At 48.7% G+C, this 13,522-nt stretch carries 20 protein-coding genes; 16 read left to right on the forward strand and 4 right to left on the reverse strand.

Going from position 1 to position 13,522, the window contains the following annotated elements; translation table 11 throughout:
* The first annotated feature begins 51 nt into the window (after positions 1 to 51).
* The gene (locus tag IX91_RS24550) at positions 52 to 384 is read left to right on the forward strand and encodes a hypothetical protein (protein WP_004748867.1); all 333 of its coding nucleotides are present in this window, start codon (positions 52 to 54) and stop codon (positions 382 to 384) included.
* A gap of 43 nt (positions 385 to 427) precedes the next feature.
* Entirely contained in the window at positions 428 to 586 is a 159-nt protein-coding gene (locus IX91_RS26530; RefSeq protein WP_004748868.1) for a hypothetical protein, read from the forward strand.
* A 39-nt stretch (positions 587 to 625) separates the two neighbouring features.
* Here the strand turns inward: IX91_RS26530 and IX91_RS24555 are convergent, their stop codons facing one another.
* Positions 626 to 1,183, reverse strand: coding sequence for a hypothetical protein (locus IX91_RS24555; RefSeq protein ID WP_004748869.1), 558 nt, complete (start codon positions 1,181 to 1,183; stop codon positions 626 to 628).
* A gap of 275 nt (positions 1,184 to 1,458) precedes the next feature.
* On the opposite strand from IX91_RS24555, the gene IX91_RS27055 reads away from it, so the two are divergent.
* Positions 1,459 to 1,656, forward strand: coding sequence for a helix-turn-helix domain-containing protein (locus tag IX91_RS27055; protein WP_039953704.1), 198 nt, complete (start codon positions 1,459 to 1,461; stop codon positions 1,654 to 1,656).
* A 3-nt stretch (positions 1,657 to 1,659) separates the two neighbouring features.
* Here IX91_RS27055 and IX91_RS24565 read toward each other — a convergent pair whose 3' ends face one another.
* The gene (locus tag IX91_RS24565) at positions 1,660 to 2,268 is read right to left on the reverse strand and encodes a DNA-binding protein (RefSeq protein ID WP_004748871.1); all 609 of its coding nucleotides are present in this window, start codon (positions 2,266 to 2,268) and stop codon (positions 1,660 to 1,662) included.
* 164 nt (positions 2,269 to 2,432) lie between these two features.
* Between IX91_RS24565 and IX91_RS24570 the strand changes: the two genes are divergently transcribed.
* The 3 genes from IX91_RS24570 (at position 2,433) to IX91_RS24575 (ending at position 3,547) form a co-directional block, all read left to right on the forward strand.
* Positions 2,433 to 2,993: a hypothetical protein gene (locus IX91_RS24570; RefSeq protein ID WP_004748872.1), complete on the forward strand. Its 561-nt coding sequence runs from the start codon at positions 2,433 to 2,435 to the stop codon at positions 2,991 to 2,993.
* 90 nt (positions 2,994 to 3,083) lie between these two features.
* Positions 3,084 to 3,248: a hypothetical protein gene (locus tag IX91_RS26725; protein WP_004748873.1), complete on the forward strand. Its 165-nt coding sequence runs from the start codon at positions 3,084 to 3,086 to the stop codon at positions 3,246 to 3,248.
* A gap of 14 nt (positions 3,249 to 3,262) precedes the next feature.
* A complete protein-coding gene (locus tag IX91_RS24575; RefSeq protein ID WP_004748874.1) occupies positions 3,263 to 3,547 on the forward strand; it encodes a hypothetical protein in 285 nt (94 codons plus the stop codon).
* A 28-nt stretch (positions 3,548 to 3,575) separates the two neighbouring features.
* Here the strand turns inward: IX91_RS24575 and IX91_RS26535 are convergent, their stop codons facing one another.
* The gene (locus tag IX91_RS26535; RefSeq protein ID WP_154662710.1) at positions 3,576 to 3,728 is read right to left on the reverse strand and encodes a hypothetical protein; all 153 of its coding nucleotides are present in this window, start codon (positions 3,726 to 3,728) and stop codon (positions 3,576 to 3,578) included.
* A 129-nt stretch (positions 3,729 to 3,857) separates the two neighbouring features.
* On the opposite strand from IX91_RS26535, the gene IX91_RS24585 reads away from it, so the two are divergent.
* Genes IX91_RS24585 through IX91_RS24610 form a run of 6 tightly spaced genes read left to right on the forward strand, consistent with a single transcriptional unit; the run spans position 3,858 to position 6,695 of the window.
* Positions 3,858 to 4,253, forward strand: coding sequence for a hypothetical protein (locus tag IX91_RS24585; RefSeq protein ID WP_138922221.1), 396 nt, complete (start codon positions 3,858 to 3,860; stop codon positions 4,251 to 4,253).
* Between the two features lie 9 nt (positions 4,254 to 4,262).
* Positions 4,263 to 4,847, forward strand: coding sequence for a YdbT family protein (locus IX91_RS24590; RefSeq protein WP_004748877.1), 585 nt, complete (start codon positions 4,263 to 4,265; stop codon positions 4,845 to 4,847).
* Positions 4,847 to 5,341: a hypothetical protein gene (locus IX91_RS24595; RefSeq protein ID WP_004748878.1), complete on the forward strand. Its 495-nt coding sequence runs from the start codon at positions 4,847 to 4,849 to the stop codon at positions 5,339 to 5,341. The genes IX91_RS24590 and IX91_RS24595 overlap by 1 nt, the downstream gene beginning before the upstream one ends.
* Positions 5,338 to 6,183, forward strand: coding sequence for a hypothetical protein (locus IX91_RS24600; protein WP_004748879.1), 846 nt, complete (start codon positions 5,338 to 5,340; stop codon positions 6,181 to 6,183). Before IX91_RS24595 ends, IX91_RS24600 begins: the two co-directional genes overlap by 4 nt.
* Before the next feature lie 16 nt (positions 6,184 to 6,199).
* The gene (locus tag IX91_RS24605) at positions 6,200 to 6,409 is read left to right on the forward strand and encodes a hypothetical protein (RefSeq protein WP_004748880.1); all 210 of its coding nucleotides are present in this window, start codon (positions 6,200 to 6,202) and stop codon (positions 6,407 to 6,409) included.
* 22 nt (positions 6,410 to 6,431) lie between these two features.
* Complete coding sequence (locus IX91_RS24610) at positions 6,432 to 6,695, forward strand: hypothetical protein (RefSeq protein WP_004748881.1); 264 nt, start codon at positions 6,432 to 6,434, stop codon at positions 6,693 to 6,695.
* 68 nt (positions 6,696 to 6,763) lie between these two features.
* Here IX91_RS24610 and IX91_RS24615 read toward each other — a convergent pair whose 3' ends face one another.
* Positions 6,764 to 7,549 carry a DsbA family protein gene (locus IX91_RS24615; RefSeq protein WP_004748882.1) on the reverse strand — a complete coding sequence of 262 codons (786 nt, stop codon included), beginning with the start codon at positions 7,547 to 7,549 and terminating at the stop codon, positions 6,764 to 6,766.
* A gap of 183 nt (positions 7,550 to 7,732) precedes the next feature.
* Between IX91_RS24615 and IX91_RS24620 the strand changes: the two genes are divergently transcribed.
* Genes IX91_RS24620 through brxC form a run of 4 tightly spaced genes read left to right on the forward strand, consistent with a single transcriptional unit; the run spans position 7,733 to position 13,521 of the window.
* On the forward strand, positions 7,733 to 8,599 hold the full coding sequence (locus tag IX91_RS24620) for a helix-turn-helix transcriptional regulator (RefSeq protein WP_004748883.1): 867 nt from the start codon (positions 7,733 to 7,735) through the stop codon (positions 8,597 to 8,599).
* A gap of 12 nt (positions 8,600 to 8,611) precedes the next feature.
* The gene (locus IX91_RS24625; protein WP_004748884.1) at positions 8,612 to 9,223 is read left to right on the forward strand and encodes a DUF1819 family protein; all 612 of its coding nucleotides are present in this window, start codon (positions 8,612 to 8,614) and stop codon (positions 9,221 to 9,223) included.
* 17 nt (positions 9,224 to 9,240) lie between these two features.
* A complete protein-coding gene (locus tag IX91_RS24630) occupies positions 9,241 to 9,816 on the forward strand; it encodes a DUF1788 domain-containing protein (protein ID WP_039953724.1) in 576 nt (191 codons plus the stop codon).
* 45 nt (positions 9,817 to 9,861) lie between these two features.
* On the forward strand, positions 9,862 to 13,521 hold the full coding sequence (brxC, locus tag IX91_RS24635; RefSeq protein WP_004748886.1) for a BREX system P-loop protein BrxC: 3,660 nt from the start codon (positions 9,862 to 9,864) through the stop codon (positions 13,519 to 13,521).
* The last annotated feature ends 1 nt before the right edge of the window (position 13,522 follow it).

The raw sequence follows: 13,522 nt of genomic DNA on the forward strand, positions 1-13,522 counted from the left end.
GGGCTACATCCGTCCGGACGTTGAGGTCATTAAACGAAAGGAAGGTGTAGTATGGATAATCGTAGAATGTTCAGGGAAATCAGCAGGCTCCGCACAACGGACCTGTTGATTGCCAAGATGGACTGCACCAGGAGAATTGCCCTGTTTAAATCGTTGAAGCTTGGTCTTCTCGGTTTGCTGGGTATCTTCGTTGGCCATGTCGCCAAATCACTGTTAGCGGCACAAGCTATGTCTTGGATAGACTACCTGTCTGTCTCTCTGGCTATGTACTGTGTGATTGGCTATTTGGTCCTCGATGCTCTTGAAGCAAGTTCAACCGCTCTAAAAGAGCTGATCTGCGACCTACTTGCCCTCCGGCTGAGTAGGACCGGGAAGAAGTCTTGACAAAAGGCTTCTCTGGGATTATTTAACTAAGAGGGTACAAGTTATGTGGATCACAGTCATGAATCTTTTAATGCTGTTAGCTGTTACGTTATTACTACTGTTTACTGGGATAGCCGTTCGCGCCTATGTGCAAGAGCGTCACTCCTGGAAAGACATTGAAGTAAAAGCGAGCCAGTCTGGCATAAAGGGATTTGATGAATAACAGTTAAGGGCCTCTTCGGAGGCCTTTTTCTTATCCGTATTATTTTGATGGGCAGAAGGGCGATACTTCCAAGTATGCCGCGTTAATTGAGCAGGCAAAATGATATAGCTTCCAAAAGCCATCCAGCTTGTTTCTTTCCAGTACATCTTTCACGGTTCGTGAATCACAAAGCAGCCTTGGTAGGCAGATAACGTCACCATTTACGGTATAGGAAATAGTTTGAATGTCCGGTATGGACTGAGAAAGTAAGCACAAGATTTCAGCTTCAGATACTTCTAGTTTTTCGACATCCGCGACGGTATATGAGCGGATCTCTTTTCCAGGAATAAATTCCAAATAATCTGCCTTATCTCCTATAGCCTGTTCAATGTAAGGAACGGCGCTCTTTATCAGTTTATGTTGAAGTAAACTCGATATTTCAGGCTCGCTTACCAGGTCAATTCTAAGGCGAGGTAATGGTGCATCCATTCGGTACCAATGCACGAGATCAATCCCTTCACTGCGGCTTTTAACCAGGTGCTGAAGTTCTCGAAAGAATAGGGTGCTGGATGGTATGGATAAAGTTTCCGATACGTCTATATCGCTAAAGTCGGTCATGTTGTCCCCCGGTTCGTCTTGGACCGACTCTTCATACTATGCACCGAAGGTCCGGTGTCATCAAAAAACTGGAGATTTCTAAAGAAAGTCAGGCCATTAAGGAGGTAGTTCTTCAACATGGAGTGTTTCGCCCGAAGATTTGCTGAAACTGAATACAAACACACCAGCGATAGAACCTGGTTGCAGCGGCTTGCTAAGGCGTGTCGCGCATGTGCGACAAAGTATAACGTAAAGTCGCATATATGAGACAGCTACGGCGCAGATTATCTGCATTCATGAAGGCAAAACGAGGTGACAAGCCCCTTCGGGAGTTTGCGGCTAGGTATGCCTTGTCAAAAGACACTGTAGCTCGGATTGAGAGCCAAGATCAAAATGTGACCATCGACATGCTGGAGCATATGTGTAAGGTATTTCGGTGCGATGTAGGTGATCTCTTCCCGCCAGTTGATGTGAGCTCTGCTGACGGGGAATAGCCGTTATTTTTTCGACTCTTTTGCGATCTCAACCAATTCAGCCTGAAGTGACTTGTTATCGTCTCGTGCTTCTTTCAATTCTTCTTTGAGGCCTTTGATTTGCTCGTTTCGCTCGTCAACTCGTGCGGACAGGGCAGCCAATTCAGTCTGAAACCGCGCATTCTCTCCCTGGGCAGCGTCCAGGTCGGACTTCAATTTCTGGATTTCTTCACCTTGTTCGTGCTCCAGTGTGAGAAGATCTGCAATACGTGTCTCCAGGCGAGAAATCTCATTCAGAGCTTCATCTCTCTCATGGGCTGCGGCGTCTATATTGGCTTGGGCTTCTTGCTGTATTTTTTCAACGGTAGCAGAAGCCAGTTTACTCGCTGCTGTCCACACCTGGCTGAGAGAAGTCTCGATGGCTTTTTTCAGCTCAGATGGAATTTCAAGGGCCGCTACAACTCGTGCCTTTTGCGACTCTCTCCATTCTCGCATGACGGGAGAAATGTGGGATAACGATCCACTCCCCATGCGCTCGCGCACCTGCTCATTGGTTGGGTTCTCGTTGCCCTCGGCAACCAATGCGTTGGCGGCCTCAACGATCCTTTCTTTGATTTCCGGTTTGATCTTCATGGGTATTCTGCCTGCTTTGTATAAAATGTATGTATGTATCGTACATACAATACATACTATACGCAACAATCTGAGTCCGTCCAAGACTCTCCTAGTGGAGTTTTTGGCAGTTGCTAGTTTCAGAACCCGTGAGATAGTGGATTTAATCGAATCAGGAGACGAGCATGGACTACAAGTTTTTGAGTGTGGATCTGTCTGCGGCGACCTTTGAGGGACTCTCTTTGTCTCATCATCGGAAGATCGCATTATTGGGTACCATTACCATCTGGCTGGGGGTGGGTTACGCCTTTTACCTGGCAGCGTTGCGGTTGGATGCCCTTGGGTGGGCTGAAGATGTTGCTTCAGTTTTCCTAATTGGCGCGTTGATTCATTACATCGCTGGTGGTCAGTTCATCATGTATAGCGCTGCTCAGACGTTGGCTAGGGTAACTCCGCTCGGTGTCCTTTACCGACAGGACAAGGCCGTGCTTGATAGAGCCAAAAGAGAGCTGCTCTCGATAGCTCGGGAGGTTCAGTTCAGGGATTACCTGGAATATGGCAAGATCAATCCGGCTATTCGATCCCGTAGTAGTTTGGTGGTGATGGCTCACCAGAAGAAAGGTGATCTGAATCAGTGGATCGGTAGTGCTCGGAATCTTAAGCAACTGGCAAATCTTGTTTATCAAATATACCTAGTTGAACAAATCCTGGCGCAAGACATCGAGTCCGAACCTCAACCTTCCTAAATCATAAAGGGTCATTCTCGCATGACCCTTTAAACCTCCTTTTCCTCTTCAGAATTCATACCATAGCTTCCAGTAAAAATGGAGGCTTGGATGTTTATCAGTACACCCTTTGTCAGATTCGCAGTTAACCGTCTCTATCGCCAAGGCAAGCTGGATAAGCAGCAGCGAGATTACCTGATTCTTCAGGACCGCCAGATCAATGTGATGATCACTATTGGCGCATTGGTACTGCTCGCGGCCTATTACATTCGTTAGACAGGGGATTTCATGTGAGCAATATCGTTCATGTTGACTTTAGTGCAAGGAAATCTGAAAGGGCATTCAGTGCGGACGTGTACTCCTTTGACATGAAAAAGTATCGGTTTCAGGTGGTGGCGACATCGATCACAGAAGCTTATTACGCCTTTGTTGCTGAGGCTGTCCAGCATGGTGTGAATGTCATTCGTTGTATAGCAATTTATCTAGGGCTGGCGGACCAAAGAGCGGAGTACCAGGTTCCGGCAAAGGTTTGGCAACAATATGATCCGGTTGCTGGTGGATTGGTCGAGTTCTGATGATGAATTGGTTCCGATCTCCAAAATCCTACCCATACATTGTTGTTGCCACTGCATCAATACTGATGATGGTAATTCTCACCTCTGGTGAGCCTGTTTCCATCACTTTTCCTTTGCTGCTTTTCATGTCCGCAAAACTCAGCGTCATCTTTGGTGCCGTTGAGATTGGTTTGTCGTCCATCGGGCGTTACGAAAGTAAAGAGGATGTATACCGGGCTATTAGCAGAGCTATCTCTGCATTTGGTATGGCGATGTGCTTCATGTTGTTGATCGGTGCGTATGAGGCCGCGAAGAGGTGAGGGCAGAATCCGTGAAAATTATCAGGATCAGCGAAAGTCATGTCTTAGCAAATGACCGTTGGCTTTATCACGTTCTTGAGCACCTGGATACCTTCACCTTGTTGGAGTGCCGGGGAAGAAGAGAAGTCTGCCTTAGAGATATTACGCACACGCTGATTCTTGATCATTTGGATGAAGCAGAAAGTCCTACAGAAATTTTGAACCAAGTGATGAGTGCTTCCTGCGAAATTAAAACGCTGGTTGTTGTAGCTTCGGAACCAGAAACAGACATCAGTGGAATCGGTTTTGACCTTCATATAGCAATGCGGCAAGACCTTGATTGCTTGGAAAGCATTGGTGCTGTCTGTGTCAATGACTTGGGCATGGCAGTAAACCTAGTGAAGGACAGTTTGGTGAAAGCAGCATAGGAAACAGAGATGAATGATGAAGCGGCACAATTGATGGAGGAGGTGGATACCGAGAATCAAAAATCGGTTTCCTACGACGATGAAACTGTTATCTGGGAAGGAAGGCCTTCTCAGTGGGTGAACCTGGGCACTTTTCTCTGGTGGGGCGTGTTTTTCATCGGTTCTGCCGTATCACTGTTCCTCTGGGATGCAGGTTTGAACGATGGGTACAGTGCTCTCATCAATGAGGCTGTTTATTGGGTTTGCTATGGCCTTATGGGATTGTCGATTACCAGCATCCTCTACGCCTATCTCTCTGTACATTATGAGCACACTGTTATCACGCGAAACAAGATCAAGGAAGCGAAGGGGATCACAAGTATCTTCCGGCAGGAGTTGTTCTGCGAGATCAGCGACATCAAAGATATTAACAGCCCTCCAGCCGGGCTTCTTGGCCTTGTGGGGTTGTCAACGCTGGTTATTGAAACTAACGACGACGATCAGCCAATTATAAAGATCCGTGCGATCAAGAATCGCGACCAATTAATTGAAAAGCTCCTTCCTATTTGGCGCAAGCTGAAAATCGAGCGAAAGGGGTACTTTGGAGACCGATAATGAAAAAGACAAAGTATGCTGCCCTGTTTGGGGGTTTGGCGATTTCCTCCCTATGCCTTGCTGGACCGCCAGAGCGTCATGATCCTGCGTTTAGGAATGCCACGAAAGAAACTGCTATTGAGTTTGTGGGCAAGTATTACGCCCATATGGATCGAGGGATGTCTAGGAGGCACCTTGAAAGCTACTGGACCGAAGACAAGATAGAGCAGCTCGATAAACTGACGGTAAGCATTGCTGAGAGAACTGGTAAAGCGCTGGTTCACGAAAGCCAGCGGCTAATGGATCTTGAGCACATGGAATCCCGGTGTGAAGACATTGACCTTGTGAAAGCTAAAGCCTATGGATCGCCATCGAGAAAGGCAAAGCTTGAGTATGTCGTTAACAATCACTGCGAGAGCTGGAGAGGGTCTTTTTCGAGAACCATTAACTTGCGGTTTTCTTCCGATCAGAAACATTGGTTGATTGACGAAATTGAAGATGGAGAAAAGCAATGAGGTTGTTAGGTATCTTGGTCGCGCTCAGTCTTTCATTATTCAGCTCTATTGCAGCGTCAGAGTCGAACAGTCCGGCAGAAAAGCCGTTCCCTGAAGTAACCTTTGACAAGGTTCAGGAAATATTCGGCCATAACCTGGACACTGACGATACCGTCCTCAAGACGCTGTTGTTGGCTATCGGGATGGATCACACATCGACTGAATCACCTCACGCCAACGAGCGGATTGGCATTCCCTATATAGTCCATGAAGGGCCGGGCTATTGGGTGGCGCGTCTTAAATCCGGTGAAAGAAAGCTTGAAGTCCTGGTCAACAATGCCTTGCTTCTGCTTTTCACCAAAGAAGAAATTCCCAGGGCGCAGGAGACGGCTTTTGCATTAATGAAATCTGCCGCAGACAAAGGGTACTGGCCAGCGGATTACTATGTGGCAGAAAGTAATTTGTCGAAGCACTTGACGGTGGATTACACCGAAGGATCGTCGTCCGTAAGGGTGATGGATGAAAAGTCAAAGGTGATTGCTAAGGACACCATGACCCGATACAACCGTTGCGCTGACATGGGCTTTGCGCCTTGCCAATATCGAATTGGGTTCTGGCTATCCAGCTCAACAAAGACGCTCAAAGATGGGCTGGATGTACTCAGAACGGCGATTCACACCTCCAGAAATGACACTCGCTACCAGGGTGTGCTCGATGGCGCTTTAATCATGGCGGCAAAGGAGATCGTCTTTAAGGGGGATCAGGTCGGCATGGATAAGGTCGTCCGTGAAGAGTACGCCAATCTGGTAAAGCAGCAGCTTGCTATGCTTGCCAAGGCAGCAAAAGAAAGCGAAAAGAAGTAACAGGTGAGGCTTCGAGATGGACGTTCAATCATCTTCTTTTCGCTACGGCCTATATCTTGATCCGGCACCTGATGATGAGGTTGTACCCTGTCTGAAAGAGGCGGAAAAGAAGGCAAAAAGCTTGTCTATGGATAAAGGTGGTGTGCTCGTTGCTGTCTGGCAGGATGGGGATAGGGTTGTTCGCCTTTTCGCGGGTGGAGATGAGTTTGTTCCTGTGAAGCTCTGATTTTGTATTGTTGGAAGCTCAGATGATAACGTTTGTAACCGATATTCTCTCACCTGCTGAACCTGATATTCTGAAAGGGTTTGAGCACTATGATCTGGTTTTTGTACCGTTGGATGATGATTTAAGTGCAGACTTCCTTCGGATTTCACCTCCGGAAACTGGGTGGTCACACGATGAACTCTGTCGCCACTCTGGGAGGCTTGAGTGTGGTGACGCTTACCTCGCTCCTCCGGGTATTCCTCTGAATATCCCATCGGCTCAATGGGTCGGTAGCTCTGAGGTTTAAATTGCTACTGACCCAGTATGCGTTGAAATTGTGGTGCAACTTCCTTTGACTCCAGTGACACAATTCTCCTATTGGCTCAGTATCTGCTGTACCGCCTGAAGAAGCTGCTCTGGCGTGCGGTATCCCTTCAGGAGGTAGTCCTTACCTGTCTGGTTATCCAGGATGCGGATAGCCGGTGTCGCAGTAATACCGGCGCGGCGGCCATCTTCATAGTCCTGATTGATCTTGCCCTTATGGTCATCCGAGGCAAGACAGTTACCGATGAGGCTTCCGTTAAGTCCGAATGATCGAACGTATTCCGGAATATCACCCAGGCCTTTGCCATTTCCTTTCGTGTCCATCATGAACCTTTCCAGGGCGATCCACGCGGTTCGGTTGTCATAGGCTTCCTTTACGCACTCAATGGCTTGGCTTTCAATAGCCGCGACCGGGTTATGGCTGCCGAGGGGAAAGTGTTTGAATTCCCAGTTAATCACGCCTTTCGAGTGTTCTACGACTTGTTTGATGCTCCCGTGCATCTTTCGGCAGTAGGGGCATTCGATGTCTCCATACTCTTGAAGCGTAATTCTCGCGTTGAGCTCACCATAGATCAGTCGGTTGTCCGGCGTAGATACCTGGGCTAACTGAAACTGTTCTTCCAAGCTGGACAGGAGTTCTTGCGCCTTGCGCTTCTCCAGTGAGGATAGCCGGTCATCGACCAGTGTGATCACGTCATGTTGAGAGAGGTGCTCTCCGGGGGGCTGGTCAGTACGGGCCTTCAGGTTAATCAGCTCCGTGTGTAGATAGATGTTGGATGCTATAAGAGCGACTGTTGAGATGCTCAAAACCCCGGTTATTAACTGATTTCCGCGCATAAAATCCTCATTTTTCCAGCAAATAAGGCACTTTAATCAATCTGGTTGTTGAGATCCGGGTTAATGGGTCAGGTATCCTCAACCTATTACCATGAATACTCAAAGTTGTTTTACAGTATAAAAACTTTACAGTAAATAAATTATGGGGTAGCCTGATTATGTGATGGTTTAATGAGGCTACTCATGGCTGATGAAAAGCATGAAGTTCTACTAAGGCTGAGAGCAATTGAATTGCTGGCATACTGGGAGGGACGATTGGTTACCAATCGGCTCATGTCCTGGTTTGGTATCAGCCGACAACAGGCTTCATCTGATATTAAGCGTTATATAAGTGTTCACAATCCTGGCTCCCTTTATCACGATCCGGGAGTTAAAGGGTATGTCCCACAAGGGGACTTCCAACCGGTCTTAACGAAGGGTCATATCAACGAATACCTAGATATGATTTCCGGTCTGGTCAGCGAATCTGTCGCTGTGACTCTCGAATCCGAAGATCATCTTGCTGCTGTCCAACTGCCCGATCGCACGGTTCGGCCAGAAATAGTCCGAGAAATATTACGAGCTTGTCGGACGCAAACCAGCGTAAAAATCCTCTACGCCTCTATGACCAACCCTGTGTGGAGTGAGCGTGTTATATCCCCGCACACACTGGTTTATACAGGGTTCCGTTGGCATGTTCGTGCGTACTGCCATAAGCGTGGTGAGTTCCGTGATTTCATTCTGTCCAGGATAGACCGGACACCAAAGCCTGCTACAGAGTCGTCACCCGATCCAATGCACGACTCATTGTGGAATGAGCAGATCCTGTTAACCATTGTGCCGAACCCAAAGCTGAACGATGGGCAGAAGGCGCTGGTAGAGAAGGATTTTGGTATGCCGGATGGTCGGTTACAGATTTCAGTGAGAAAAGCACTGGCACACTATACCTTGCAGCGTTATCAGGCGGCGATAACCGTTGATGAAGCAGCCGATGAGTTTAAGTTCCCCATCATCCTACTGGATTCAGATCGAAAGAAGCTGAGTCCTTTTTTGTTTGGCTCAGAGTCTTAGGGGAGGTTGAGTTTGATAAAGCAGTTCCATTATGACAGCGACATGGCGGGTGGCTCCCTCATGGTGAGAGAAAGCCGTATCGTTGCTGGTTTGCTAATGGACGGCGTAACACCTGAACAGTGGGATGAAGCAATCCGTGTAGAGAACGTATTGCAAAAACGCACGCCAGCGTCAGCAAAGCGAAATGCAACGGCGATCCGCAAACGACTTGAGCGCCTAGAACCAGAGTTCTGGCGAGCGTTGAGAGATGGTGATGACGAGCTGGCCACACAGGTGGCCTTTTGTGGCGCGTTGGAGCGGAATCTTTTGCTGGTGGAGTTTATGGAGACGGTACTTCGTGATGCCTACATGTCGAGAGCTGAGCACCTCGATGCGTTTGTTTGGGCGGATTTTCTCGAAGACCGGTCGCATAGAGATCCGGCCATTGGTGACTGGAAGGAATCCACCAAAAAGAAAATGGGGCAGGTTGTGTTTCGTATGCTTGCCGAGGTCGGGTACCTGAAGAGTACACGAAAGCTTGAGCTACAGCATGTTGTGGTAAGGCCTGAAGTCAAAACCATGCTCGAAGAGCATTACAAACAGAGAATTAAAAAGTGCATGGAAGTGTCGGCATGGACGCGATAAGTGCATTGGGAGCAACTATGGATCAACGACTACATGACCGGCTGAATCAGATACCAGACAAGATTCTGTCCCCAGAGTTTTTGAGTGGGCAGGGACTGGGAAATGAAATTGGCTTCTGGATATTTGATTACGAGCCTGAGCAAGAACTTGGGGTTCGAGAGTACATCGAATTCCTTGAGGTTATGTTGGCCAAGAAGCACAGCCATTTGAAGGTGGTTAACATCAATCTTCTCAAGTGCCTGGTCGGTTATCTTGCCGATCGCAACTTCGTTGATAAAGCCATAGAGATGCAGAAGATCAAAGGTGATGAGGCCTTGATGAAAGCCCTTAAAGGGCCGCTGCACATGGACAAATTCGCGCCTTACCTGACAGAAAAACATTCCGCTACCGAGCAGGACATCATCTTCATTACTGGAGTGGGTTCTGTTTGGCCGTTATTGCGAGCACACAACCTGCTAAACAGCCTTCATTCACTGTTGGGGCATAAGCCTGTCGTCCTGTTTTATCCCGGCCAATACAACGGCCAGGCAATGAGCCTGTTCGGGAGAATACCCAGCAACAATTACTACAGAGCCTTCAGGTTGGTTCCGTAAGCGATGGCGACCAATTAATAAGAATTTCAGGGGAATCAACACACTATGAACATCAAAGAACTCTTTTTTAAGCCACTGGATCGCTCAATTAACGGCGTTGTTAAGGCTGACCAGGATGATGATGCCACTGTTTACCAGGAGCTGGATGAATATGTGGTGACCAATGAGCTGGAGAAGCATTTTCGGGATTTCTTTCAGTCCTACGGTACCGATCTCAATGACCCCTCCATCGCTAACCGTGTGGGGGTGTGGATTTCTGGTTTCTTCGGTTCTGGTAAATCGCACTTCTTGAAGACGTTATCCTATATTCTGGCTAACACGGTGGCGCGGGATTCAGAGGGTAACGAACGCAGCGCAGTAGAGTTTTTTGATGAACACAAGATCCGCGATGCTTTTATTCGTGCAGATATTGATAAGGCCGTAAGCGGTCATTCCGATGTCATTCTTTTCAATATTGACAGTAAGGCCAGCTCAAACGATGACGGCAACCCTATCCTTAATGTCTTCCTGCGAGTGTTCAATGAGCACCAGGGTTTTAGCGGCGATCATCCGCACATCGCGCACATGGAACGCCATTTGGCACAGAAAGGTGCCTATGAGACCTTCAAGGCTGCTTTTGAAGAATCCAGCGGTCTATCATGGACTGAGGAACGAGACGGGTATCAGTTCTACCAAGATGACGTAGAGAAGGCCATTTCCAAGGCATTGAACCTGTCACCAGATGCTGCCCATAAATGGTTTGAAGAATCCGAAGAGGCGTTCAGCGTCTCCGTCGAAAACTTCTGTCACTGGGTCAAAGAGTACCTGGACAGTAAAGATCCGAAACACAGGATACTGTTTCTGGTGGATGAAGTCGGTCAGTTTATTGGCAGTAATACCCGCCTGATGCTGACCTTGCAAACCATCACGGAAAACCTGGGCACCATTTGTAAGGGGCGTGCCTGGATCATAGTAACCTCTCAGGCCGATATGGACGCGGTACTGGGTGAACTGTCATCTTCCAAAGCCAACGATTTCTCCAAGATTGCCGGTCGCTTCAAGACCCGGTTGTCACTGTCCAGCTCGAACACCGATGAGGTTATCCAGAAGCGCTTGCTGCGTAAGACTCCGGAAGCAGCGGACATGCTCAAGTCCGTGTTCGACCAGAAAGGCGACATCCTGAAGAACCAAATTACCTTCGATCGTTCTGGGCCGACGCTCAAAAACTTTGATGGTCCAGATAGCTTCGTCAATAACTATCCGTTTGCGCCTTACCACTTCCAGTTGGTACAGAAGGTTTTTGAGGAGATCCGTAAAGTCGGGGCCACCGGGGCGCACCTGGCTTACGGTGAGCGGTCTATGCTGGACGCCTTCCAAATGGCCGCCAGCTCCATCGCCAAGGAAGAGGTGGGAGCTCTCGTGCCAATGCACCGCTTCTATAGTGCCGTTGAAGGCTTTTTGGATACAGCCGTCAAACGCACCATCGATCAGGCCGGTGAAAATGCCACGCTGGACAGTTTCGATGTTCAGATGCTCCGCACATTGTTCATGATCCGCTATGTAGACCTGATCAAAGGAACTCTCGATAACCTGGTCACCCTGTCGATAGAGAAAATTGACGATGACAAGCTGGCGCTACGCAAACGTATCGAGGAGAGCCTTCAGCGTCTGGAGAAGGAAAGCCTGATCACCCGTAATGGTGATGAGTTCCTGTTCCTGACCAACGAAGAGCGGGACATTACTCAGAAGATTAAGGCTACTGACGTTGCCAGCTCGGAAGAAAACAAAGAACTGAGCAACCTGATTTTCAAAGACCTTCTGCGAGATACCAATAAATACCGGCATCAACCCAACAAGATGGACTACAGCATTGGCCGGTACCTGGATGGGCATACCCTGGACGGTAAGTATGAAGCTGACCTGAAAGTGGAAGTGGTGTCACCGCTGGACACTGATTACAGCCAATACTCTGAGGCTGGCTGCATCAACAAAAGCGCAGAGGGCGAAGGTCAAATCCTTATTAAGCTGGGCGATGATAAACAGTTTTTCAGTGAACTCCGCACCTGGCTGAAGACCAACAAGTTTATTCGTCTGAACGACGACGGTACCCAGGCGGACATTACCCGTATCTTGGCTGATCGTGGTCGGGAGAACCAGGAGCGTAAAAAGCGCCTGCGTGCCCGGATGGAAGACATGCTGTTGAAAGCGGAGGTCTACGCTCTTGGTCAGCATCTTTCTCTATCTTCATCCAATGCACTTACCAAGCTTGATGAGGCTTGCCGCTACCTGCTGGAGAATACTTACACCAAGCTGAGCTATATCAAGGTCTACCAGCAAGATCCCTGGCGCGAGCTTAATGCCGTTCTGACCGTCGATGATATTGGACAAATGGGCCTGTCATTGGAAGGTGAAGAGGGTAATCCAAAGGCAACCCGCGATGTTGAGCAATACATCGGGCTTAGGGCGACCGGGACCGAGCGTATCCTGCTTTCAGACATTGTTGAGCGTTTCGCGAAGCGACCGTATGGCTGGCCAGATGCCGAGATTTTGTTGATTGTTGGCCGTTTGGCTGCGGCTGGCCGGATCTCGTTCCAGCTTGGGGGGGGAACGCTGCCTGTCAGGGAAGCGCTGGAGCCTCTCCAGAATACACGCCGTCGTCGCGAAGTCTCAATTATCAAGAAACGCCAAACCGATGAGGCAGTGCTGAAGCAGGCGCGTAACCTGACTCAAGACCTGTTCTCTTCAATGGGGCCTGCCACTGAGAAGGAGTTGTTCGAGTTTTACACTCAGCACTTCAGCAAGTGGCTGGCCAATCTCAAATCCTACAAGAGCAAAACCGATGTGGGCCGTTTTCCAGGGAAGACAGTGATTGAGCAGTCAATCCTGACTCTGGAGCGCTTGCTTAGTAATGATGATAGCTTCGATTTCTTCAAGCAGGTCGTGGATAAGAAGGACGATTATCTCGATCTGGAGGAGGATTACCGGGACATCCACGAATTCTTCAGTAACCAGATCCACACCTGGCAGCAGCTTCAGCAGGCGCTTCGTCACTTTGATAAGAACCGTCAGGCGTTGGAGAAGGACGCGGAAGCCAGTAAGGCTTTGTCGGAACTGCAATCTATCGAATCAGCAGATGCGCCTTACGGGATGTTGCACAAGGTCGCTTCTCTGGTAAGCGGAGTAGAAACCGTCAACGAACGTCTGCTAACTGAAAAGCGAACCCATGCCATTGAGCGAGTGGACGACAAAATCAAACAGCTTGAAGGTGAGATCGCCAAGAGTGGTATTGGCTCCCCTGAGCTGAGCAACCGGCTACTTCGACCACTACAACTGGTGAAAGCAGATTTAGAGACGGAGACCAGTATTGCCGGTATCTACATGCTGCAAACCGAAACAGCCACTGAACGCTTTGATGATGGTCTGTATGAACTTGAGCGAGCGGTTCAGGCAGAGATTGAGCGCCGCGCCAAAGCAGAACAGGCCGCGAAAGCTCAGCAAACTGCCCCAACCGGTGCAGATACGTCCACACCGATCCCGGATACAAAACCAGAGCCACCCGTTGCTAAGCCTAAACCTGTTGTCGAGGTGAATGTGTCCAGCGTCTATAACAAGACCTGTGAAGGCGTGTACTTGGAAACTGAAGAATCCATCGACCAGTTTGTGGAAGCCCTCAAAACTGAGTTGAAGAGCATTGTTCGCAATGAAAAGCGCGTGCGTATTCGCTAAG

The sequence above is a fragment of the Vibrio tubiashii ATCC 19109 genome (assembly GCF_000772105.1).
GTDB classification, from domain to species: domain Bacteria; phylum Pseudomonadota; class Gammaproteobacteria; order Enterobacterales; family Vibrionaceae; genus Vibrio; species Vibrio tubiashii.